The sequence below is a fragment of the Salibacterium sp. K-3 genome (assembly GCF_054052005.1).
This window is the reverse complement of record NZ_JBSVZE010000001.1, coordinates 1-21,716: the sequence shown is the minus strand read 5'-3', so window position 1 is coordinate 21,716 and position 21,716 is coordinate 1. Positions and strand designations below refer to the sequence as shown.

General features: G+C 45.5%; 25 protein-coding genes, 1 tRNA gene, 1 rRNA gene, 1 other RNA gene and 1 pseudogene. 28 read left to right on the top strand and 1 reads right to left on the bottom strand.

Going from position 1 to position 21,716, the window contains the following annotated elements:
- Window positions 1-71 precede the first annotated feature (71 nt).
- The 7 genes from ACW9JV_RS00145 (at window position 72) to ACW9JV_RS00115 (ending at window position 4,213) form a co-directional block, all read left to right on the top strand.
- Window positions 72-551, top strand: a complete 480-nt coding sequence (locus ACW9JV_RS00145) for an Lrp/AsnC family transcriptional regulator (protein WP_457334511.1) — start codon at window positions 72-74, stop codon at window positions 549-551.
- 96 nt (window positions 552-647) lie between these two features.
- A tRNA-Ser gene (locus ACW9JV_RS00140) sits at window positions 648-740 on the top strand.
- 258 nt (window positions 741-998) lie between these two features.
- Window positions 999-1,322, top strand: a complete 324-nt coding sequence (locus ACW9JV_RS00135) for a PadR family transcriptional regulator (protein WP_457330139.1) — start codon at window positions 999-1,001, stop codon at window positions 1,320-1,322.
- Window positions 1,315-1,875 carry a DUF1700 domain-containing protein gene (locus ACW9JV_RS00130; protein ID WP_457330136.1) on the top strand — a complete coding sequence of 187 codons (561 nt, stop codon included), beginning with the start codon at window positions 1,315-1,317 and terminating at the stop codon, window positions 1,873-1,875. Before ACW9JV_RS00135 ends, ACW9JV_RS00130 begins: the two co-directional genes overlap by 8 nt.
- Window positions 1,868-2,662 (top strand): DUF4097 family beta strand repeat-containing protein, encoded by a 795-nt coding sequence (locus ACW9JV_RS00125; protein ID WP_457330134.1) that lies wholly within the window; start codon window positions 1,868-1,870, stop codon window positions 2,660-2,662. Before ACW9JV_RS00130 ends, ACW9JV_RS00125 begins: the two co-directional genes overlap by 8 nt.
- A 339-nt stretch (window positions 2,663-3,001) precedes the next feature.
- On the top strand, window positions 3,002-3,181 hold the full coding sequence (locus tag ACW9JV_RS00120; RefSeq protein ID WP_457330132.1) for an H-type small acid-soluble spore protein: 180 nt from the start codon (window positions 3,002-3,004) through the stop codon (window positions 3,179-3,181).
- A gap of 381 nt (window positions 3,182-3,562) precedes the next feature.
- On the top strand, window positions 3,563-4,213 hold the full coding sequence (locus tag ACW9JV_RS00115) for an SDR family oxidoreductase (RefSeq protein ID WP_457330130.1): 651 nt from the start codon (window positions 3,563-3,565) through the stop codon (window positions 4,211-4,213).
- Between the two features lie 140 nt (window positions 4,214-4,353).
- On the opposite strand, the gene ACW9JV_RS00110 is transcribed toward ACW9JV_RS00115, so the two are convergent.
- Window positions 4,354-5,112 carry a DUF817 domain-containing protein gene (locus ACW9JV_RS00110; protein WP_457330128.1) on the bottom strand — a complete coding sequence of 253 codons (759 nt, stop codon included), beginning with the start codon at window positions 5,110-5,112 and terminating at the stop codon, window positions 4,354-4,356.
- A 179-nt stretch (window positions 5,113-5,291) separates the two neighbouring features.
- Between ACW9JV_RS00110 and ACW9JV_RS00105 the strand changes: the two genes are divergently transcribed.
- From ACW9JV_RS00105 to ACW9JV_RS00005, 21 genes and pseudogenes are all read left to right on the top strand, one after another.
- A complete protein-coding gene (locus ACW9JV_RS00105) occupies window positions 5,292-6,308 on the top strand; it encodes a LacI family DNA-binding transcriptional regulator (protein ID WP_457330126.1) in 1,017 nt (338 codons plus the stop codon).
- A gap of 149 nt (window positions 6,309-6,457) precedes the next feature.
- Complete coding sequence (locus ACW9JV_RS00100) at window positions 6,458-7,504, top strand: tripartite tricarboxylate transporter substrate binding protein (protein ID WP_457330124.1); 1,047 nt, start codon at window positions 6,458-6,460, stop codon at window positions 7,502-7,504.
- Window positions 7,505-7,571: 67 nt separating this feature from the next.
- The gene (locus ACW9JV_RS00095; RefSeq protein WP_457330122.1) at window positions 7,572-8,024 is read left to right on the top strand and encodes a tripartite tricarboxylate transporter TctB family protein; all 453 of its coding nucleotides are present in this window, start codon (window positions 7,572-7,574) and stop codon (window positions 8,022-8,024) included.
- 25 nt (window positions 8,025-8,049) lie between these two features.
- A complete protein-coding gene (locus ACW9JV_RS00090; RefSeq protein ID WP_457330120.1) occupies window positions 8,050-9,540 on the top strand; it encodes a tripartite tricarboxylate transporter permease in 1,491 nt (496 codons plus the stop codon).
- 18 nt (window positions 9,541-9,558) lie between these two features.
- Entirely contained in the window at window positions 9,559-10,713 is a 1,155-nt protein-coding gene (locus tag ACW9JV_RS00085) for a mandelate racemase/muconate lactonizing enzyme family protein (protein WP_457330118.1), read from the top strand.
- A gap of 25 nt (window positions 10,714-10,738) precedes the next feature.
- Window positions 10,739-12,508 carry an alkaline phosphatase family protein gene (locus ACW9JV_RS00080; protein WP_457330116.1) on the top strand — a complete coding sequence of 590 codons (1,770 nt, stop codon included), beginning with the start codon at window positions 10,739-10,741 and terminating at the stop codon, window positions 12,506-12,508.
- Window positions 12,509-12,654: 146 nt separating this feature from the next.
- The gene (locus tag ACW9JV_RS00075) at window positions 12,655-13,188 is read left to right on the top strand and encodes a TetR/AcrR family transcriptional regulator (protein WP_457330114.1); all 534 of its coding nucleotides are present in this window, start codon (window positions 12,655-12,657) and stop codon (window positions 13,186-13,188) included.
- Window positions 13,189-13,203: 15 nt separating this feature from the next.
- Window positions 13,204-13,638: a small multi-drug export protein gene (locus tag ACW9JV_RS00070; protein ID WP_457330112.1), complete on the top strand. Its 435-nt coding sequence runs from the start codon at window positions 13,204-13,206 to the stop codon at window positions 13,636-13,638.
- A 113-nt stretch (window positions 13,639-13,751) separates the two neighbouring features.
- Window positions 13,752-15,164 carry an MBL fold metallo-hydrolase gene (locus tag ACW9JV_RS00065; RefSeq protein WP_457330110.1) on the top strand — a complete coding sequence of 471 codons (1,413 nt, stop codon included), beginning with the start codon at window positions 13,752-13,754 and terminating at the stop codon, window positions 15,162-15,164.
- A gap of 121 nt (window positions 15,165-15,285) precedes the next feature.
- On the top strand, window positions 15,286-15,546 hold the full coding sequence (locus ACW9JV_RS00060; protein WP_026700776.1) for a metal-sensitive transcriptional regulator: 261 nt from the start codon (window positions 15,286-15,288) through the stop codon (window positions 15,544-15,546).
- A 66-nt stretch (window positions 15,547-15,612) separates the two neighbouring features.
- Entirely contained in the window at window positions 15,613-15,921 is a 309-nt protein-coding gene (locus ACW9JV_RS00055; RefSeq protein ID WP_457330107.1) for a rhodanese-like domain-containing protein, read from the top strand.
- Window positions 15,922-15,942: 21 nt separating this feature from the next.
- A pseudogene (locus ACW9JV_RS00050) lies at window positions 15,943-16,288 on the top strand (sulfite exporter TauE/SafE family protein); the annotation flags it as partial.
- Between the two features lie 219 nt (window positions 16,289-16,507).
- The gene (tadA, locus tag ACW9JV_RS00045; RefSeq protein WP_457330105.1) at window positions 16,508-17,002 is read left to right on the top strand and encodes a tRNA adenosine(34) deaminase TadA; all 495 of its coding nucleotides are present in this window, start codon (window positions 16,508-16,510) and stop codon (window positions 17,000-17,002) included.
- Window positions 17,003-17,070: 68 nt separating this feature from the next.
- Window positions 17,071-17,235 carry a YycC family protein gene (locus ACW9JV_RS00040; RefSeq protein ID WP_457330103.1) on the top strand — a complete coding sequence of 55 codons (165 nt, stop codon included), beginning with the start codon at window positions 17,071-17,073 and terminating at the stop codon, window positions 17,233-17,235.
- Between the two features lie 92 nt (window positions 17,236-17,327).
- Window positions 17,328-17,593: signal recognition particle sRNA large type (ffs, locus tag ACW9JV_RS00035), an RNA gene on the top strand.
- Between the two features lie 144 nt (window positions 17,594-17,737).
- Entirely contained in the window at window positions 17,738-19,453 is a 1,716-nt protein-coding gene (dnaX, locus tag ACW9JV_RS00030) for a DNA polymerase III subunit gamma/tau (RefSeq protein WP_457330101.1), read from the top strand.
- 23 nt (window positions 19,454-19,476) lie between these two features.
- Window positions 19,477-19,785 carry a YbaB/EbfC family nucleoid-associated protein gene (locus ACW9JV_RS00025; RefSeq protein WP_457330099.1) on the top strand — a complete coding sequence of 103 codons (309 nt, stop codon included), beginning with the start codon at window positions 19,477-19,479 and terminating at the stop codon, window positions 19,783-19,785.
- 15 nt (window positions 19,786-19,800) lie between these two features.
- Window positions 19,801-20,397 (top strand): recombination mediator RecR, encoded by a 597-nt coding sequence (recR, locus tag ACW9JV_RS00020; protein ID WP_457330097.1) that lies wholly within the window; start codon window positions 19,801-19,803, stop codon window positions 20,395-20,397.
- 14 nt (window positions 20,398-20,411) lie between these two features.
- Window positions 20,412-20,633: a YaaL family protein gene (locus ACW9JV_RS00015; protein WP_457330095.1), complete on the top strand. Its 222-nt coding sequence runs from the start codon at window positions 20,412-20,414 to the stop codon at window positions 20,631-20,633.
- Between the two features lie 143 nt (window positions 20,634-20,776).
- Window positions 20,777-21,043 carry a pro-sigmaK processing inhibitor BofA family protein gene (locus ACW9JV_RS00010; protein WP_457330093.1) on the top strand — a complete coding sequence of 89 codons (267 nt, stop codon included), beginning with the start codon at window positions 20,777-20,779 and terminating at the stop codon, window positions 21,041-21,043.
- A gap of 307 nt (window positions 21,044-21,350) precedes the next feature.
- Window positions 21,351-21,716: ribosomal RNA gene (locus ACW9JV_RS00005) — 16S ribosomal RNA — on the top strand; the annotation flags it as partial.

Below are 21,716 nucleotides of genomic sequence, written 5' to 3'. Positions count from 1 at the left end.
ATTTTTTTATAATTAGCGTAGCTTTGTTACGAATGACAAAGGTTTCATCCATCGTTTTTCATGTACTCGTAATGATATCCAAAGAGGAGGAACATCCTGTGAAACTGGACCAGACGGATATGAACATTCTCAGCTATCTGCAGGATAATGGCAAACGCTCGTATAGTGAGATCTCCCGTCATCTGGATGTAAGCGAAGGCACCATACGGTCCCGGATCAATAAAATGCTGGACAATGGCGTGTTTGAATTCATCATTCACACCAACCCGAACAAAGTCGGACTGCATGTCCAGGCGATTATAGGATTCTCCACGAAACTCGGAGAGCAGGATAATATCGCGAAAAGCCTTCAGCAGTTCCCGGAAGTCCGGTTTATCGGCGCATTTTCCGGCAAGCACGATTTGATCATTCAGGCGTATTTCGAGGATAATGACAGCCTTGTCCGCTTTGTAAATGAAGATCTGGCTCATATTGACGGCATCTTAAACGCCGATGTTAATGTGGAGCTGAAGCAGTACAAAGACTCGTTTTCCTACGTGATCCGGGAATAGCGGGATTTCCTATGGTTCCGAAAAAAAGAGACTTGCGAACACATGACTCGTGTGATATTATTGTCGTTGTCAGCTGGGAAAACAGTATATACAAACGGAGGAGTACCCAAGTCCGGCTGAAGGGAGCGGTCTTGAAAACCGCCAGGGGGTTAACGCCCCGCGGGGGTTCGAATCCCTCCTCCTCCGCCATTTAAACACCATCCATACGATACATAAATAATAGAAGCTAAAAGCAGAGGACCGTATCAAAAGCCCTTAACGTAAAATACCATGGACGCCATCTCCAGATGGTGACCATGGTATTTTTAGTATTTTTAAAGCCAGCTTATGCAGCTGGTTTTTGCAATATATATGGTACCTTGCATAAAACAGTACTAGGTGGTATATTACTTATTATGAGGTACTGTTCATTGTATAGTAGTTAATTGGAGAATGAGGTGGCTAGTCTTGAATATACAATTTAAAAAAGGGGCTTTAGAACTTTGTGTACTGGTACTATTAGATAAGCAGGAATGTTATGGATATGAACTTGTTCAAACCATATCTGCTCAAATTGCCATATCGGAAGGTTCTGTGTACCCCTTATTAAGAAGACTGAAAAAAGAAGAATACGTTACAACCTATTTACAGGAATCAAACGAGGGGCCTTCTCGTAAATACTATAAGCTGTCTGATAAAGGTAGAGACTATCTTCACGTACTTCTCAGGGAGTGGCGGGAATTTTCAAAAGGTGTTAATTATTTAATAAAGGAAGGTGTTTCCAATGAATAAAGAACAATTCTTAAGAAAATTAGATGCAGCTTTAGATAAACTTTCTTATGACGAACGGGAAGATATTTTACAAGATTTCCGAGAGCATTTTGACATTGGTATAGGAGAGGGAAAAACCGAGGAAGAAATATCTAAGTCGCTTGGCTCCCCCAATCAGATTGCAAAAGAGTTACTGGCTTCGTACTACCTTGAGAAAGTGAAGGACACTTCTACAACCGGTAATATTTTGCGAGCGGTATGGGCAGTTATTGGTTTAGGTTTTTTTAATTTAGTGATTGTGCTTGGACCATTTATTGGAATAGTTTCTGTGATTTTAGCAGGGTGGGTATCAGGGGCAGCGTTTATTCTTTCTCCTCTATTGGTTTTAGTTAATCCAGCAATTAATCCAGGAACATTTGAAGTCTTTGATTTATTCTTTTCCATTACACTTACTGGACTTGGCTTATTGATTGCCATTGGAATGATGTATGTAACACGTTTCGTTATGGTTGGATTTGTCCGTTATTTAAACTTTAACGTAAATCTTGTAAAAGGTGGTATGACGCATGAATAATGTGAAAAAAATAGCTCTAATTGCTCTACTATTCATAATAGTTGGAGGAATTGGAAGTGTTGTAACTTTTAATGATAGTCAAGCGACTTCGATTGCACAAGCAAAAGAAGTTGATAATACAAATATTACTGAAGTCGACATTCGAACACATAATGAAGAAGTTGAAATTATGTCTACAAAAGACTCGAAAATTACCATAGAACTTACAGGGAAAACCAAAGATAAAAATAAATTGTCTGTGAAAGAAAATGAAAACACATTATCCATACAATCTGATAGTCAAAACAAAAAACTATTCTCTTTTGATTTTTTTGTTGAATCATTAACGTTGACGGTGTATTTACCAGAAAAGGTGTACGATACGTTACAGATTGATAGTGATAACGGAAAAATAGAACTTGAACAATTAGACATAAAAGATGTAAACGTAACAACCAAAAATGGGCGTATTGCTATGGAAACTATAGGTGCGGAGAAGGTACAGGTCGGTACAATTAATGGAAAAATTGCCCTTAATAAGGTAGAAGGCAGTATTACCGGTAAAATAAATAATGGATCGATTTTGCTTAATACCAAAGATTTAGACCGTTCCATTGATTTTGAAACTAACAACGGTAGTATTACAGTTAAAACGGAAAAGAAACCAACAAATGCCGTGTTTGATGTAAAGGTAGGTAACGGAAAAATCAATATATTCGGGGATTCTAATTGGGATACTGTGGTCGGTAATGGAGATAACCTTATTAAATTAAACACAAATAATGGGAGTATCACAGTAGAAAAATAGGGAAGATAATGGTACAAGGTTCAAATAAAAATGCAGGGAAAGGTATTTTGTGGGATAAATACCATTAGTTAGATGTAATGGGAAGAAGGAAACCATCTTGAAGGATTCTGGATGCTGCAGTTTCCATGTAGACGACTTCAGTATCAATGTCACAGATTAGACTTACGAGACCCCTGGATCGACGAAACGCTGCATTCTTACGCATACCTTTTTATGAATTGAAGCAAAATATGGGTATGAAATCTTTGATGCGAAAATGAAGGGCTGTATCAAAGTGTTTTGAAACTACAACCCATGAAGAATGAACAGCAAGCCCTTATTTAAAAGGAGGTAGTACGAATGAATGCACAACGCGCACAAGAAATTGTTTCTTCCGATGAAATGGTTAATGTAACGTATAATGGTGACAAGGTTTATATTGAACACGTCGACCAAGGTGCCGGCAAAGCTACGGTTCACCCCTTAGATGATCTGGAAGAGAAGCAAAGTGTATCTGTTAATGAACTAACGGAAGAATAACGTTGTGATCCAAAGGAGCTGTATTAAAAGGTACAGCTCCTTTTCTGTGACAAAGAGAAGTCGACCATGGGCAGGAGCGGAAGGTGGCGACTCCTGCTGCCCGCGGAAAGCGTCCGCCTGAAAGAACCATGCATAGCTCCCTTTATCCCAAGCAGCACCGCTCAAACGTCACCAACACCCGGAAAAGGTGCAGAACCTGGACCGTGGGAGGTTTAAACTCGCGGAATTCGGGAAGCATGCGCATAGTGTCCTGCAGCGCTGTGCCGATACAGTGCAAGCGGATAACTGGACATGATTTTATGCAGCAGGTTACGATAAACATGCTGGAATGAAATGTAACTTGATGAGGGAAAAGACTTGGTTACAGAAAGGATGAATCATATGAACGTTCTTGTTGTCGGCGCCAACGGCCAGATTGGAAAACACCTTGTTTCTTCTATTCAGGACAGTGATAAACTAAAAGCTGCAGCGATGATCCGCAAGGAAGAGCAGGCCTCTTATTTTAAAGATCTTGGGGCGGATACCAAAGTGGTGGATCTCGAAGATGATATTGACACGATTGCCAAAGCGGCAGAAGGCATGGATGCGGTGGTATTCACAGCTGGATCCGGACCGCATACCGGTAAAGACAAAACCATCATGATTGATCTCGATGGGGCGGTAAAAACCATTAAAGCAGCAGAAAAAGCCGGCGTGAAACGGTTTGTGATGATCAGCTCCTTTGATACGACCCGTGAAGCGATCCAGGAAGCACCGGAGTCCTTTGCCCCGTATGTTGCTGCCAAACACTATGCCGATGAATGGCTGAAAGGTACGGATCTGGATTATACCATCATCCATCCCGGCAGACTCACCAATGAGAACGGCACCGGTCAGGTCCAGGCAGCGGCGGAAGTGGAAAGAGGCGAAGTGCCGCGTGAAGATGTGGCCCAGGTCATCACAGCCTGCCTCGAAAACGATGCCACGATTGGAAAAGAATTTCAGCTGGTCGGTGGAAGTACACCGGTCCGGGAAGCGGTTCAATCGCTTTAAAAAGGAAATCAATCACGAAATCATGGAACACGCAGGAGGGACCCGATCTTTTTGGTCCCTCTTTTTTATTGAGACAGCGTTTGGCTGGTAACCCGGGCGGACGGGCTGGTAATGAAATGCAAACCTTCATTATCAGCCTCTTATGTTCTTCTATTTTCTTTTAGATGTTTTAAAGAAGCCACAATCAGAAAACTAACAATAACAAGCAGCAGCCATGAGCTTATTTTGCCGAGATGAACGACTTCCCACTGTCCCTGCTGGTGAGGATAGCTCCAGCCGCCAAAAAAGGTAACAATGTTTTCGGCGATCCAGATAAAAAAGCCGATCAGGATAAACGCCAGCGTCAGCGGCATGACATATGTAGAGGATGTCACCTTGAAATAAACCATCGTACGCAGAAATAACAGGATCGTAAGGCCTTTCAGTATCCAGCGGATATCATAGACAAAATGGTGGGTGTAGAAATTGAAGTAGATGGCTGCACTGAGCAGTACGGCCGTCCATGTCGGCGGCCAATAAGTTAGACGAAGATCAAGCCTCCGCCATGCCTGGCACATGTAACTTGCCACACTGGCATACATAAACCCGCTGTACAGCGGCACCCCATACACTTTTGTCACCGCCTCTTCCGGATAACTCCAGGACCCCATGTGTACTTTGTACAACTCGAGCGCCAGCCCGATAAGATGAAACACACCAATCACTTTCAGCTCATCCATCGTTTCCATGCGGGAAACAAGCATCAGCACCTGCGCGGCAATGCATATCAGAAATATAAGATCGTATCGGGCCATCCCGGGGATGTCTACGAGCTGGGTGACACCCAGGCTCAAAAATATAATCAAGGGAAAGACACAGGATTTCGCCTGCTCCCACCCAAAGTAGAATAACTGCCTCATTATGTATCATCCTAGATCGATTTCTATTTCATTACATCTTATAACAAATTCTGTTTTAAAAACATAGGAAGATAAAAACATTATGATAGAAAATACAGAAAATTATATTGACATTTAAAAGTTTTAGAACGTATACTAAAGTCAATCTAATCGATTAGATTTTCTTAGGAGTGGAGAAGTTGGTCACTATTAAAGATATTGCCAGGAAAGCAGGAGTCTCCGTTGCAACTGTATCATACGTGTTGAATGACCGGCCGGTCAGCGATGAGATGAAAGCAAAAGTTCTTAAAGCAATTGATGAACTGAATTACGTTCCCAATGAGATTGCAAGGCGCTTGAGAGTGAAAAAAAACCATACCATTGCGTTAGTACTGCCTGATATCATGAACCCTTTCTATCCTGATCTTGCAAAAGGCTGTCAGGACGCAGCAAAAGAAAGCGGTTTCACGTTAATTATGATTAATACCGAAGATAAAGAAGAACAGCTTTCCGGTGCTGTTAATCAAGTTCGGCAGGGGGGGATTGATGGTCTCATTTTAGCGAATGCCATGGAAAAAGATATGACGGAAGTTGAGTCTTTGCTGGAAACTCCGATACCAGTCGTGTTTGCTCATCGAAGTATAGAAAGTCTTGCTGTAGATTCTGTAACAGCTGACAATTATTCCGGAGGGTATGAAGCTGCCCGCCATCTCATAGAAAACGGACATGAAAAAATAGCGTTTATTGAAGGACTGCTGGGATCAACGGTAAGCATTAACCGAAAAAAAGGTTTTGAAGCAGCAATGAATGATGCAGAACTGCCACTGCGGCCGGAATGGATCGTGGAAGGAAAAACGGATTACGACACCAGTTACAATGGAGTAATGCAATTACTGAATTCTTCAAGTAATGAAAGACCAACTGCCATTTTTTCCAGTTCAGATCTTATGGCTGTAGGTGCTATGGACGCGGTTAAAGATGCAGGGATGTCCATTCCTGATGATATCGCTATTATAGGCTATGATGATTTATTTATGACCTCTTCGCTGCAGCTGACTACTGTACATGTACCGAGATATGAGATAGGCAGACGGGCCATGCAGATGTTGATCGAAAAAATTAATGAAAAGGTCCCCAATGAAGCATTTCAGAATATTGTTCTGGATACCAGTCTTGTTGTTCGACATACATGCGGCAGTCAAAGGGTTCATGAATAAGAAAAGACATGCCGGACTTTCTTTTATTAAAAATCTAATCGATTAGATTTTTAAAATTTCTAAAATGAAAACGAATCCAAAAGGTTATGAATATTGGTGGAGTTAATTTTTACACGTTTTATTCATTCTATTACATGGAGGTATGAAAGATGAGAAAAAGTAATTTCTTAGGTTTATTGGCAGTGCTGGCCTTACTATTCTTTTTAGCAGCATGTGGTTCTAGTGGCAGTGATAATGCGTCAGGTGAGAATGAAAGCGGTGACACGGAATCCAATAGTGGAGAAGGGTCGGAACAGGAAGCAGAGGTAGATTATCCAACCAAGCCGATTGAAATTGTTGTCCCATGGGCTGCAGGGGGAAGCAGTGACCAGACAGCCCGTGCACTGGCGGAAGCGATGAGTTCGAATATTGATCAGGATGTAACCGTGACAAACCGTGAAGGGGCCGGTGGCACGATTGCAACAACCGAAGTCGCACAAAGCCAGCCGGATGCCCACACGATTCTTCTGGATGCGGTAGGTGTATTCACCACACAGCCCCATTTAAAGAATGTACAATATTCGATCGATGATTTTAAAGCGATTACAGGATTGACCTATGAACCAATTGTATTAGCAGTGAATGCTGATTCTCCGTGGGATTCACTCGAGGATCTCGCTGCAGCAAAAGAAGAAGGTACACAAATTTCATACGGACATTCCGGTGCCGGCGGTTTACCGGACCTGGCCCAAGCAGGATTTTTTGATCAAGCCGGGATAGAAGCAGAAAGTATTGCTTACGAAGGACAGAATCCGGCAGTTTCCGCTCTGCTTGGAGGACATGTAGATACCATTGCCGCCCATCCCGGAAGCATTATGCAGCATGTAGAGTCCGGCGACATCAAAATCCTTGGAGTCTTTTCTCCGGAACGTTATGAAGAACTTCCTGATGTTCCGACATTTGAAGAAAAAGGCTATTCCATCGATATGAGTGTCTGGAAGTTTCTGCTCGTCTCCCAGGAAACACCCGATGATGTTAAAAATAAATTAACAGAAATCGTAGAGGAAGCCATGGCCAGTGACAGCTACCAGCAATTTCTGCAAGATGCCAATCTCACTCCGATGGATTTAAGTGGAGAAGAAGTTGTAGAAAAATTAAAGGACAATAAAACACAGCATGGTGAAATTATTGAAAACATGGGTCTTTCCGCAGAATAATCATAAATTTGCAAAAAGGATGAAGGGTGTTCATACCCTCATCCTTATTTTCCAGGGGGAGTTATAAGTGGCATCCAAAGAGCGTTATATCTGGCTTTTTCTATTTATGATAGGAGTATTAACCTGGAAAGTACTTATTCCAACTCAAGTACAAGTGAATCAGAATTCTTCTACGTATGGACCTGCATTTTTCCCCAATGTTCTGGCTGTAGCTGTCATTATTATCAGCGCCTTGTCATTTATAGGAACTTTCACAAGAAAGCCGGAGCATGGAGAAGAGACAAAGGAAAAGGATGAAGAGAAGGGAAGTAAATGGATTGGCGTTATCGTTTTTATCATCATGGTGATATATGTCTACATCATTGAAATCATTCATTATCTTCCAGCAACCATTATTTCAATGCTGCTTATTATGTGGGTGCTTTCCGTAAGAAAGTGGTCTTTGTACATCTTGATGATAGGAATTATTTTTCTGGTGCAGTACATTTTCGAAAACCTTTTGTACATTCAACTTCCTTAGAATAAACATGTAAAGGGTGGGTCCTGTGGAAGTAATAGTAAACAGTTTAATCGATGTTTTTACCTTTAATAATATTCTGGTCATTTTCTTAGGAGTATTCGCAGGTTTCATATTTGGTGCATTGCCAGGATTGACCGCAACAATGGGTGTTGCATTAATGCTTCCGATCACTTATGGCATGTCACCGACTCTGGCGATGATGGCGCTGCTTGGCATGTACTGTGGAGGAACATACGGAGGATCTATCTCGGCTATCTTAATTCGTACGCCTGGAACACCGGCGTCTGCAGCCACGGTGATGGACGGTTATGCACTTGCTGAAAAAGGTAAGGCTGCTGAAGCCCTTCGCATGTCCTTGTTTGCATCTGTCTTCGCAGGTGTATTCAGTGGACTGGCACTGCTGTTGATAGCCCCTCAGCTGTCAAAATTTGCACTGGAATTTGGTCCGGCAGAGTTTTTTGCGTTAGCTGTATTTGGTTTGACGATGATCGCAAGTATCAGTAGTGAAAATCTGAGAAAAGGGGTCATCATGGGAATATTCGGGATGTTTGTATCCACAATCGGTATTGATCCGATTGGCGGCTTGTCCCGCTTTTCCTTTGGCAATGATGAACTGATCGGTGGTATTAACCTTATCCCGGCTCTCATAGGACTGTTTGCGATATCTGAAATCATAAATAAATCGCAGACAGCGCATATCAGATCAAACGAGGAAGTCAGTAATGTAAAAAAAGCGGCCTCATCGATAAGATCTTTTTTTAAACACTTCAAGACGATTCTTAAATCAAGTGCGATAGGAACGTTTATCGGTTCTATTCCAGGGACCGGACCGGCTATTGCTTCCTTTCTCAGCTATAACGAAGCAAAAAGATCTTCGAAAAACAAGGACGAATTCGGAAAAGGATCCATGGACGGCATCGCAGCGGCTGAAGCAGGTAATAACGGAGTAACCGGAGCAACGCTGATACCACTTTTGACATTGGGTATCCCGGGGGATACCGTGACGGCAGTGATGCTTGGAGCTCTGATGATGCAGGGACTTGCCCCAGGCCCGCAGTTGTTTCAGACTTCGGCAGACATGATGTATACCATTATGTTTGGGTTGATTCTTGTAAATATTATGATGTTGTTCCAAGGATTTTTTGCTGTGAAGTTCTTCGCGAAAATAAAAAATATCCCTGTTAATATGCTGCTTCCCAGTTTATTGATTCTTTGTTTCATAGGTTCATTTGCTGTGAATAATACTGTTTTTGACGCCAAAGTCATGCTTGTTTTCGGATTAATCGGATTTATAGCTCCAAAATTTGGATTCCCTGTTACACCCATGCTGCTTGGCATTGTACTGGGACCGATAGCAGAAACCTCTTTCAGACAAGCTTTATCAGTATCGAGAGGAGACTGGATGATTTTTGTGACCGAACCCATTTCGCTTGTGTTTCTTTTATTATCCTTCATATCTATTCTGCTGCCGGTGATTCGATCATTCACCAGTAATAAAACAAACCAGAAAGCTTAATCAAAAGGAGTCTAAGAAATGAAAATTATTGATGTCATACCTCATGTACTAACAACGCCGCTGGAGGAACCTTTTTCTTTTTCCCAGGGGTGGGTGCAGAAGCGCAGTACGGTTATTACGGAAATCGTTACAGACGAAGGAATAACCGGCTGGGGGGAATCGCTTTGTCACGGTCTCCAACCACCGGAGATAGCAGCTTCGTTCATAAAATACTGTTTTAAACCGCTCCTTATTGGACGAGACCCCTTTGATGTAGAAGTCTTGTGGGAAGAAATGTATAACACTTCACGGCCTTATGGACAGGGCGGAGCCGCGGTGAATGCGATAAGCGGTGTCGATGTAGCGATTTGGGACGTTATAGGAAAAAGTCTGAAGAAACCGGTAAGCAAATTGATTGGCGGTAGATTTCGAAACGAAATAGTTCCGTACGCTACAGGCTTTTATCGAAAAAAGGGCCGGGATGATATAGAAGCAGGAATAGAAGAAGCCAAGAGCCATTTAGCGAAAGGTTTCAATGCTTTTAAGCTGAAAACCGGCTTCGGTGTGGAAGCGGATCTTGAATATATTCATGAAATCCGGAAAGCTGTCGGCAATGAGCCGAAGATTATGTTGGATGCCAATGGTGCATATAATGCCTCGCTGGCGCGGAGAATTTTACTGGAAAGCGAATCTGATAACATTCATTTTTTTGAAGAACCACTGCCGCCGGAAGATTTAGAAGGATATAAACAGCTTAAAAATCTAACAAAAACCTATGTCGCTGCCGGAGAAAATATTTTCGGTAAAATAGGATACCGGCACTGGATTTCCGGTGGTGCATTGGACATTCTGCAGCCCGATCTATGTTCTTCCGGAGGTTTTACGGAAGGGAAGAAAATTGCAGCTATGGCACAGGCCTATAATACAATGCTCATTCCTCATGTGTGGGGATCGGGTATCGGTCTGGCTGCATCGATGCAGTATATAGCCTCGCTGCCGCCTATTCCTTTATCACTGAACCCGATGGAGCCGTATCTTGAATATGATCAATCTTCCCATCCGTTCCGCGAAGATCTGATATATAATACGGTCCGGATGGAAAACGGAAAAGTCAAGATCCCTGAAAAACCCGGCATTGGGGTGGAGATCAACCGGGATGTTATCAATGAGTACGGCGTTCAGGTGTTTCAGTAGCTTGATGAGATGGAGGTAAAGCGGTATGAAAGAACAAAAAGTCATCGTATTCGGGGTGGATGGTTTAATTCCGGAATTGGTTTACAAATTTGCGGAAGAAGGACATTTGCCTAACATGAACAAAATGTTAAAAGAAGGAGCAGGCGCTGCATTACTCCCATATATTTCAACATGGGGCGATGTGAACTGGGTATCGTTTCTAGCGGGTCAGCCTCCCGGGGACTGCTGGATAGGACAGAACGTCCCAAAAGAGAATGAAGAGAATCTTCTTGGCAGAATGGAGGAAGAGAACAAAAAAGCGGCTTTGGTCCACTTTCCTCAGACGTTGTCCACCGAAGGAACGAGTCATTTCTGTTTTGCGCCTTATTACGCAAATCCTTCTTTTGAAGCGGCACCGTCAGCTGTGTACACTACAAATCCAGGTAAATGGCCGGAAAAAAGAGTGAACGAGTTTCTGGGATGGCCTCCGGTCGGGACGCTTGCCCATCACATCAAAAGTAATCGGTTTCCTGTTGAAAAAACGGACGAAGGCTGGGTATTTTCCATATCTCTTCGCAGCGGCGGTGAAGCAGTGATCACTGTAAAGCCGTTCACTCAGGATAAGGCAATTATGATGCTGTCGGAAAGCCGGTCCGTGGAAATCAACTTCAATGAATGGAGTGAGTGGGTAACACTGCCGCTTGAAGATAATACAAACGGGATGACACGATTCAAGCTCGTTCATTATGACCAAGAGAATCAGGATATGGATCTGCTCCAATCGCAGATAACGATAGAAGGAGAACTGTCCAACGATGCGGAACTCGAAAGATATCTTTTGAACCGGTGCGGTCCTTTTATTTCAAACTGGACAGTCACGGCGTCTCCGGAAGAAAGGTATCACGAAACAAGCTTTGAAGAAGGAAAGTATCAGGCCATGTGGCTGGCGGAAGCGGCTCTTGGACTGCTGGAGGAAAAAGACTATCATTTATTTGCCACCGTATTTCGGTTAAATGATGAAACCCATCATACAAGTCTCGGAAAATACGACCCTGCTTCTCCATTTTATACGCCGGAAGAAGCTCCACTGTATGAAGAGAATATGAGGAAAAGCTACGAAGTACTCGATCAGGCGGTCGGAAAAATCCTAAAAGATAAGCAGGAAGACACGACGTTAATCGTTGCTTCAGATCACGGTGATGTGCCGAATCATTACTTCTGTGATGTACACAAACGGCTGGAAGAGTGCGGCCTCTGTGTACTGGATGAAGAAGGAAAGCAGGTTCAGAGCGAATCCAAAGCTTATCTAAAAGATGAAAGGGGTGGCATGGAAGTATTTGTGAACCTGCATGGCAGAGAGGAAAACGGAATCGTGCCGCCGGAAGAATACGAAGAAGTACAGAACGCTATCTTTCGTACACTGGCCGCTTGGTGCCATTCCACCGGTAAAAAAACACTCCCGGTGACCGCTCTGACGATAAAGAAACAGGATGCTTCTATCATCGGCTACTGGGGAGCGGATGTGGGAGACGTTATATTTGCTTATAATAAAGGATTTGTCTGGGGCAAAAATAATAAAGATGTGACCGCACCGGTCTCCGGCCCGGGAGCGAACCACGGGCCGCAGATTCCAACGGCTTCGACAAATCATTCTTCCAATTTAGGCATCGCGATGTTTTATGGAGACGCTGTAAACAGCAGTTTTCCACCCGCGCACAATGAAGCCCCGTTTTCCATGGCACAGGCCGGACAAACCATTGCTAAACTGTTAAAAGTTGATAAAAGAGACACCCTTGATACCAAAGTGTTGAAATAACGCATTTTACAAGTGCAAAAGAAGTCTGTAGCTGTGGGTAGCTGCAGACTTTTTCCTTTATTTCGGCTTGAATTTTTTCCATGAAATCTGTAGAATAATACCTACCAAATGGTCGGTAGGTATAGTAGAGAAAGAAGGGGAAACGTATGGAGAAACGACAACAGATTCTTGAAGGTGCTTCCAAGGTGGTTTCGGAACGGGGTCTGCATCGTCTGACGCTCGATGCCGTGGCGAAGGAATGCGGGATGAGCAAAGCCGGGCTGATTCATCATTTTCCAAACAAAGAAGCGTTAATCACGGCGATGAATGATCAGGTCGCAGCCCGTTTCGCCGGAAGTATCGAAAACGCCTATGAACAGGAATCCTCTTATAACAAAGCATATCTGAAGGGTTCCATGAAGGAACTGAACGGCTCGGACCTGCTGAATGTCAGCAACAGTCTTCTCGCAGCCATGGCGACCAACCCGGAATTAATTCAGCCCTGGAATGAGGCATATAAAGAAATGGATGAAAAAATGAAACAGGACGGCGTTTCCGATGAACTGGCGTCAGTCGTACGGCTGGTCAGTGACGGGTTGTGGTTTGCGAACATGTTTGATCTGCAGCCGTTGTCCGAACAGGATCAGGACCACATAAAAAATTATCTTTTTACGTTGATCGAACAGGAAAAAGGCAGATAAAGGGGGAGTGGTTGAATGATGGAATATATTCTGCTTGCGGTGTCCGCTCTTGGTATGGGTTATTTTCCCTTTTTTGAAATTTATCTTGCGATTCCGGCAGCTATGGTGGCGGGAATGAGTCCGGTGTCTGCTGTCCTATGGGCGGGTATTGGAAATTTTGCAGCGGTGCCGACCATTCTCTTTTTTTATGGACAGTTATGCAAAATTCCACGCCTGGAACGCTGGATGAACAGATTGGAGCATAACCGGTTCCGGGGAAAGGTCGAGCGGTACGGCGGTTGGGTGGTACTGTTAACTACGGTGATTGTTGGAGTCTGGGCTGTAGCAGCCGTCTGCCGCTCTCTTGGAATGAGCAGAAAAAAGCTGATGCTTACCTCCGGCATCAGTATTTGTCTGTACGGGGTATTAACAGCTTATTCCGTGCAGGCCGGACTCGACTGGTTTCAATAAATAAACCTTGTATATTTCATTTGTTTCTTGAAAGAAATAATACAAGGTCTGTTTACAAAAAATACGGTACGGGGTATAGTGTAACAAGAAATAATATAAAGGAGGCGGAACCCATGTACCTGAAATATTTTTATGACAATGAACTGGCACAGGCGTCCTACATGGTTGGCTGTCAAAAGACCGGGGAAGCGGTGGTCATCGATCCGTCCCGGCATGTTAATCCATATCTCGAGATCGCAGAAGAACAGGGATTCACTATTACCGGCGCGTTGGAAACACACATTCATGCGGATTTTGTATCCGGGGCGGTGGAGCTTGCCGGCCGGACAGGTGCGGTGATCTATCACTCGGCAGAAGGAGAGGAGAACGGCGGCTATGCCTTTGCCTCCAACCTGAATACAAAAGGGGTACGCGATGGGGAGAGAATTCACGTCGGCAATGTGTGGATGGATGTTCTCCACACCCCGGGGCATACACCGGAACATGTTTCTTATCTGCTTACAGACGGCGCCAACCCGGAGAAACCGATCGGGGTATTCACCGGTGATTTCGTCTTTGTCGGAGACGTCGGGCGCCCGGATCTTCTGGAAAAATCCGTAGGTGTAAAAGATTCCGCAGATGCCGGCGCAAGACAGATGTTTGCCTCTATTCAGTCGTTTAAACAATTTGAAGACTACCTGCAGATCTGGCCCGGGCACGGCGCGGGAAGCTCGTGCGGTAAAGCGCTTGGCGCCGTGCCGACATCGACGGTTGGCTATGAAAAGATGTTTAATCCGGCGTTCCAGCCGGAGCAGGAACAGGAATTTGTCAACTTTCTACTGGACGGCCAGCCGGAACCGCCGGCTTACTTTGCCAACATGAAAGAAATCAATAAATACGGGGCAGAATATTTATCCGAGGTTTATCCTCCGGTGCTGTTGTCCATGGATGCTGAAGAAGTGGAAAAGCTGGCCGGGAATGAAAATAACATGGTTGTTGATACGAGAAAGCCGGCTGCCTATGCACGCGGTCATATCCCCGGCACGATCAATATTTCTTATCCGGAAGCATTTACCGAATGGATGGGGTGGTTGACGGATTATGAATCGGATATTTACCTGATCGGCGCTGAATCCGATCATGCAGCGATGCGGGATGCCCTGTACGGTATCGGAATCGATCGTATCGCAGGATTCATGCCGGCGGGCGTTGTAGAACGCGCCGGCCGTCTGCGCACGTATGAAAACATCACGCCGCAGGAAATGAAAGAGGAAAAAGAAGCTGGACATATCCGGGTGCTGGACGTCCGGTTCCAGGATGAACGGGAGCGGGAGCGTATTCCGGGAGCGGAGCACATCATGCTCGGCCATCTGCCTGCCGGAACGGATGAGGATCTCCCGCCGAAAGATAAACCGGTAGCTGTGCACTGCGGTTCCGGCAAACGTTCCGCTATAGCTGCCAGCATTCTTCTGAATAAAGGATACGACGTGAAGAATTTGATGGGCGGCATGATGAGATGGAAAAACGAGAATCTGGAGATAGAATAAAAGCAGGGGGAACAGGCTCTTATTTATAAGGGCTTTCCCCGATATGTTTACAAGGGAATATTGACGGATCCTTCATGCCGGTGTATACTATACCCCATATGGTATAATAAGGGGTGAAAATATGGAATATACAGCAGAAATGAAAAATAGATTAAAACGGGTCGAAGGACAGGTCCGCGGTGTTCAGAAAATGATGGAAGAAAGCAAGGACTGCAAAGACGTCGTCTATCAGATATCTGCCGCAAGAACCGCGCTCGACCGCGCGATGGCTTATATTGTGGCAGAGAATCTGGAGGAGTGTATCCGCGAACAGATCGAACAGGGCGGGGACACCTCTGAATATGTTCAGGAAGCAATTGAACTGCTCGGCAAAAGCAGATAAAAAAATAAATTTTTTTACTCACTATTATACCCATAGGGGTAATAGTATATAAAGGAGAGTGTGTTTATGTTTTCGTCTATTTCAACATTGTCACCGGAACAAGTGGAGCAGCAGATACAGCATGAAACGGTGAAGGTCATTGATGTGCGTTCCCGGGAGGAAGTCCGGCAGGGGAAAATACCACAGGCGGTAAATATTCCCTTGGATGAACTCGTGGAAAAAATGGAAGAGATGGATAAAACCGACCAATACGTTATGGTATGCCGTTCCGGGAATCGGAGCGCGAAAGCGGCGAAATACCTGCAGAAAAACGGGTATGATGTAAAGAATATGACCGGCGGTATGATGAAATGGCAGGGGGATATAAAAGCGTAAAAAAGGAAAGGGCCGAACATGATGGAATACGGCATGCTGTTTATCATTATTTTATTTCTCATCGGGTTCGCTGGTTCTTTCGTTTCCAGGATGGTCGGCATCGGCGGAGTGTGGACATACCGTAAAGGCGGGTATTTAAATAAATCGCTGATTTCATATATGGGTGTCAGCATTCTGCTCGGCAGTTTAATCGGGGCCCTTGGTTCCAATCTGATGACATAACCGCGCCATTGCTGCCGGATCTGCTTTTGTTGTCGGTATCGGCGCCGGTATTGTAGGAGCGGCCGGCGCTTTTGTTCTCGTTCCGATTCTACTCGTTGTATTAAAGATTCCAACACGGATGGCCATTGCGACCTCTCTGGCGGTAGTTATTAAAGCCCTCCCGACCGGGTAGTAAGCCCGCGTATATTATGCATACTGCATTGTTTTTGTGGTGTTGGCGTGTAATCCTGCTTATTTGGCATGTAAATAGTGGTATTCGGCAGGTAAGCACAGACCTTTGGCTGGTAAGCACCGTTCCTGAAAAGAAAACGAGAAGAATTTCTGATAAAATAAGCAGGTAGAACGGTGTGAAAAGGGGTGCCTGATGGTGGCAGAAGAAGAATGGATGAAAGCCGCTCTCGCCGAAGCGGAAAAAGCAGAAGCAGCAGGTGAGGTTCCGATCGGCTGCGTGATTGTATATAAGGACAAGATCATAGGAACAGGATATAATCAGCGGGAAGGAAGCCAGCAGGCCTCCGCTCATGCAGAGATGCTTGCCATTCGGGAAGCATGTTCTTTTATGGGGAGCTGGCGGCTTGAAGACTGTGCCTTATATGTCACCCTGGAACCCTGCCCGATGTGCGCGGGAGCGATCGTCCAGTCCCGCATCCCGCATGTTGTATACGGCGCCCCCGACCCAAAAGCAGGATGCGCCGGCACGTTAATGAACCTGCTGGACGAAGAACGATTTAATCACCGCTGTACGGTGCGCTGCAGCTTGATGCTGGAAGAATGCAGACAGCTGCTGACGCACTTTTTTCAACATCTCAGGAAGGAAAAACAGCGGCAGAAAGAGCGTGGGAAAGAAGTCGAAGAATGACGGATTGGATTCATCATCGACCCGTGATATAGTAAGCATAGAATGAGTGAAAAGCGGGAGGGAAAACGGTGCGTCCAAATCAATTTTCTGCAGAAACAGCCCAGAAACTGGCTGAAAAACTGAACATGCCGATTGAACATATAGTCCATACACCTCCGCAGGTGATCATGGAAAAAATTTCAGAACTGGAAAAGAAAAAAGAAGAAACGGTTATGGAAAAAAACGATAAATAATTTTATTCTTTATCCTCTATTGCATTTTGGATTCAAAAACGATATACTGATCATTGCGCTCTTTGGAGTGCCTAAACATGTTAACAACTTTGCCGTGCTAGGCGGGGAGGCAGCGGTGCCCTGTACTCGCAATCCGCTACAGCGAGGCTGAACCCCTTCTCGAGGCTTTGTTTCTGTGGGGCCTGACCCTTGTAAGTGGTGTTGACATCCGGGTTCTGTGCAACGGAAACCCGTGAACCCTGTCAGGTCCGGAAGGAAGCAGCAGTAAGCGGACTCTTCTGTGTGCCGCAGAGTCGCCCGGATCGAGCTAACTGCCTGGGTAACGCTCATGGATTCATTGCCGACAGAAGGTGCACGGCTTCTATACATAATGAATGGAAAACGGCTCTTTTAATGGAGCGGTTTTTTTTAGTAGGCAGAAGACAGCCGGACACTTATTTGAGTTTTGAAAACCGGGCATGGAACCGGTATAATAGAACGTGAAAAGAAAGGAGGTCCCGGGGTGAGTTATAAGGCGCTGTACCGGGTCTGGCGCCCGCAGAAACTGCAGGATGTCGCAGGCCAGCATCATATCACCCAGACACTTCAGAATGCACTCGGAAAAGAAAAGTTTTCCCATGCTTACCTGTTCAGCGGTCCGCGCGGCACAGGGAAAACAAGCGCCGCCAAAATACTGGCGAAAGCCATTAACTGTGAAAAGGCACCTGTGCAGGAGCCTTGTAACGAATGTGCGGCCTGCAGAGGTATCCAGGATGGTTCCGTGGTCGATATTATCGAAATTGATGCGGCGTCCAACAATGGGGTGGATGAAATTCGGTATATCCGGGATAACGTTATTGCAGCTCCCCGGGATGTCCGTTACAAAGTATATATCATTGACGAAGTTCATATGCTCTCCACGGGTGCCTTCAATGCGCTTCTGAAGACGCTGGAAGAACCTCCGAAACACGCGGTTTTCATTCTGGCCACAACAGAGCCGCATAAGATTCCGCTGACCATTGTGTCCCGCTGCCAGCGGTTTGATTTTAAGCAGATTACCGCAAGGGACCTGGTGGGGCGGATGTCGTATATACTGCAGCAGGAAGGCCTGGAAGTGGAAGAGGATGCGCTGCATTTGATCGCGCGGGCAGCCGAAGGCGGGATGCGCGACGCTCTCAGCCTGCTGGATCAGGCTGTTTCGTTCTCGGAAGGGACAGTCACGGCAGACGATGTGCTTGCGATTACCGGCAGTGTCTCCCAGCAGTTTTTAACGAAAGTGGTTCATGCTCTGAAGGAACAGGATACTCCCTCCGCTGTGGAAGCAGCCGACCAAATGATCCGCGAGGGCAAGGATCCTCTTCAGTTCATGGGAGATATCATTTATTATTTCAGAGATATGCTGCTGTACAAAACCGCACCGCAGCTGAATGAGATTATGGACCGGGTCACGGTGGATGAAACGTTCAGGGACCTCTCCGGAAAGATGGACACTGCGTGGCTTTATGAAGTCATCAATCAGCTGAATCGATATCATCAGGAAATGAAGGGTGCAAGCCACCCGAAAATCTTTCTTGAAATGGCGTTGATTAATATCTGCCATGTAGAGGGGGGACAAAAAGCCCCTCAGAACACTGCAGACCAGTCGGAGATCCGCTCATTAAGAGAAAAAATTTCCGAACTGGAAAAGCGGGTGCAGGCCGAAAAATCTCACGCCCCTTCTCCTGCTTCCGAAAAAAAGGCTCCGGAAAGCAATTCTTCCGGGGAAAGCCGGCCTGCTGCCAATCTTTCGACCGGGCGGGGAGCGGAAGGCAGGATAAGAGATATTCTGACTAATGCCACCAAGCAGGAGCTTCAGGCTGTAACGAATGAATGGAGTTCAGTGATGAAGGAAGTGAAGCAGCAGAGCGTTCCTGCCCATGCCTGGCTGAGTGATGCCAAGCCGGTCGTTTCTGACGGGGAGACGCTGCTGCTTGCGTTTCAGAATGAAATGCACCGCAATATGGTGGACACCAAATTCCGCCCGCTGGTGGAGTCTGCACTGCAGGCGGCCGGCCGCCCGTTACAGCTTTTAACGGTGCAGGCAGCGCAGTGGGAAAAGATCAAAGAAGAATTTAAGCAGAAGCATCAGGAAAAAGAAGAACAGGACGATGCTCCAAAAGAACAGGAGAACGGGGAAGAACCGATTGTAGATGAAGCGGTGAAGTTGGTAGGTTCGGATCTCGTGGAAATTGAAGAATAATACATGAGCAGGAGGTAATAACAATGAAAAACCAGCAGAATATGATGAAACAGATGCAGAAAATGCAGAAACAGATGCAGAAGGCCCAGGAAGAACTGAAAGAAAAGACGGTGGAAGCAACATCCGGCGGAGGCGCTGTGAAAGTAACAGCAGCCGGTGACAAACGCATCGTGGATATTGAAATTGACCAGGACGTGGTTGACCCTGAAGATGTGGAGATGCTGCAGGACCTCATCCTGGCCGCAATGAACGAAGCATTGAAAAAAGTCGATGAGCTGACCGAACAGGATTTAGGAAAGTTCACCAAGGGAATGAACATCCCGGGCATGTGATAGGAGGAGGATGTGGTGCAGTATCCTACGCCTATATCCAAACTTATAGAAGGTTTTATGAAATTGCCGGGTATCGGCCCCAAAACGGCGAGCCGCCTGGCTTTTTATGTGCTTGATATGAAAGAAGACGACGTACTGGATTTTGCCAAATCGCTTGTGAACGCAAAGAGGGATTTAACATACTGCTCTGTCTGTCACCATATTACAGATATCGATCCGTGCCGGATATGCGAAGATACTTCCAGGGACCGGACCTCTGTCTGTGTCGTTCAGGACTCCAAAGATGTCATGGCGATGGAAAAGATGAGAGAATACACCGGTATGTACCATGTCCTTCATGGAGCGATTTCGCCGATGGACGGGATCGGTCCGGAAGACATCAAAATTCCGGAGTTGATCAAACGGCTGCAGGATGACGAAATTCAGGAAGTCATTGTAGCAACAAACCCTACTATTGAAGGGGAAGCGACAGCGATGTATATCTCCCGCCTGGTTAAACCGACGGGCATTACAGTCACCCGGCTCGCCCACGGTCTGCCGATTGGAGGAGACCTGGAATATGCGGACGAAGTAACGCTCTCCAAAGCGATTGAGGGGCGCAGAGAACTTTAAGGTGGGAACGCAGCATGCTGTTTCAGAAAAAAAAGATTCGTCAATCGGAAAATGAACGCCTGGTTGAATTGATTCAAAGAATAAAAGAAGACCTGGATCAATATGAGCACCTCGTAGAAAGAAGCATTGATCCTTCGTTGGACGTACAGACAGAATTAAAAAGAAAACGGGCAAAATATATATTTCTATTAAAAGAAGCCCGGCACCGCCGTATCAACGGTTATCATCAGATATAGAAAAAGCTCCGGCCCCGTTCAGCCGGAGCTTTTTATGTTTTCTTTCGGCAAACCGGTCCCGGATTTTTCTGCTGGATAGAGGGATAAACAAAGAGGCCTGTACATAGATATGGTAAAAAAGCAGAGGCAGGAGGGAAAAGATCATGAATCCTGTTCTTTATATTTCTCTGGCAGGAGTTCTCGCATGTTTATTTTTCATGTTTGGCAGGGGCGGAAAACCTTTAAAATGGACTGGAAACATATTAGTGAAACTTATTATCGGAGCGTTAGCCTTATTCTTTTTAAATGCATTCGGCACAGCTGTGGACTATCACATTCCTATCAATGCAGTAACCGTTTCTGTCTCAGGACTTCTGGGCATACCCGGAGTGCTGTTGCTGATTGCCATCGATATTTTCATTATCAGCTAAAAAAATTTTGTGTGTTGTTGACATTTGCTCGTGAAACGTTATAATAGGAATTCCCTTCGTTAAGGGAGAGCCTGAAACAAAGCATTCCAGCGCTTCAGCCGCTGATATAAAGAAAGGCGGCTTTTCCGTTAATAATAAAAAATTACGCAAAGGGATTGACTTTGATCAGGGCAAATGATAAGATATTTAAGTCGCTGGTTAAGACAGCGGTTTGATTGCTCTTTGAAAATTGAATGAAAGTCAAGCGTCTGTCAATTCAAATGGTTCAACGAACCATACAGATAAGAAGCAGTACAGCATCAAACTTTCAATGGAGAGTTTGATCCTGGCTCAGGACGAACGCTGGCGGCGTGCCTAATACATGCAAGTCGAGCGCGGGAAGCAGGCAGATCCCTTCGGGGTGAAACCTGTGGAACGAGCGGCGGACGGGTGAGTAACACGTGGGCAACCTGCCTGAAAGTCCGGGATAACCCCGGGAAACCGGAGCTAATACCGGATGGGCCTATCGACCGCCTGGTCGATGGGGAAAAGCGGGGATCTTCCTCGCGCTTTCAGATGGGCCCGCGGCGCATTAGCTGGTTGGTGGGGTAAGAGCTTACCAAGGCGACGATGCGTAGCCGACCTGAGAGGGTGATCGGCCACACTGGGACTGAGACACGGCCCAGACTCCTAC

Coding starts and splice junctions, on each gene's coding strand:
- ACW9JV_RS00145 (WP_457334511.1), top strand. CDS start 72: ATGATATCCAAAGAGGAGGAACATCCTGTGAAACTGGACCAGACGGAT.
- ACW9JV_RS00130 (WP_457330136.1), top strand. CDS start 1,315: ATGAATAAAGAACAATTCTTAAGAAAATTAGATGCAGCTTTAGATAAA.
- ACW9JV_RS00125 (WP_457330134.1), top strand. CDS start 1,868: ATGAATAATGTGAAAAAAATAGCTCTAATTGCTCTACTATTCATAATA.
- ACW9JV_RS00120 (WP_457330132.1), top strand. CDS start 3,002: ATGAATGCACAACGCGCACAAGAAATTGTTTCTTCCGATGAAATGGTT.
- ACW9JV_RS00115 (WP_457330130.1), top strand. CDS start 3,563: ATGAACGTTCTTGTTGTCGGCGCCAACGGCCAGATTGGAAAACACCTT.
- ACW9JV_RS00110 (WP_457330128.1), bottom strand. CDS start 5,112: ATGAGGCAGTTATTCTACTTTGGGTGGGAGCAGGCGAAATCCTGTGTC.
- ACW9JV_RS00100 (WP_457330124.1), top strand. CDS start 6,458: ATGAGAAAAAGTAATTTCTTAGGTTTATTGGCAGTGCTGGCCTTACTA.
- ACW9JV_RS00085 (WP_457330118.1), top strand. CDS start 9,559: ATGAAAATTATTGATGTCATACCTCATGTACTAACAACGCCGCTGGAG.
- ACW9JV_RS00080 (WP_457330116.1), top strand. CDS start 10,739: ATGAAAGAACAAAAAGTCATCGTATTCGGGGTGGATGGTTTAATTCCG.
- ACW9JV_RS00075 (WP_457330114.1), top strand. CDS start 12,655: ATGGAGAAACGACAACAGATTCTTGAAGGTGCTTCCAAGGTGGTTTCG.
- ACW9JV_RS00070 (WP_457330112.1), top strand. CDS start 13,204: ATGATGGAATATATTCTGCTTGCGGTGTCCGCTCTTGGTATGGGTTAT.
- ACW9JV_RS00065 (WP_457330110.1), top strand. CDS start 13,752: ATGTACCTGAAATATTTTTATGACAATGAACTGGCACAGGCGTCCTAC.
- ACW9JV_RS00060 (WP_026700776.1), top strand. CDS start 15,286: ATGGAATATACAGCAGAAATGAAAAATAGATTAAAACGGGTCGAAGGA.
- ACW9JV_RS00055 (WP_457330107.1), top strand. CDS start 15,613: ATGTTTTCGTCTATTTCAACATTGTCACCGGAACAAGTGGAGCAGCAG.
- tadA (WP_457330105.1), top strand. CDS start 16,508: ATGGTGGCAGAAGAAGAATGGATGAAAGCCGCTCTCGCCGAAGCGGAA.
- ACW9JV_RS00025 (WP_457330099.1), top strand. CDS start 19,477: ATGAAAAACCAGCAGAATATGATGAAACAGATGCAGAAAATGCAGAAA.
- ACW9JV_RS00015 (WP_457330095.1), top strand. CDS start 20,412: ATGCTGTTTCAGAAAAAAAAGATTCGTCAATCGGAAAATGAACGCCTG.
- ACW9JV_RS00010 (WP_457330093.1), top strand. CDS start 20,777: ATGAATCCTGTTCTTTATATTTCTCTGGCAGGAGTTCTCGCATGTTTA.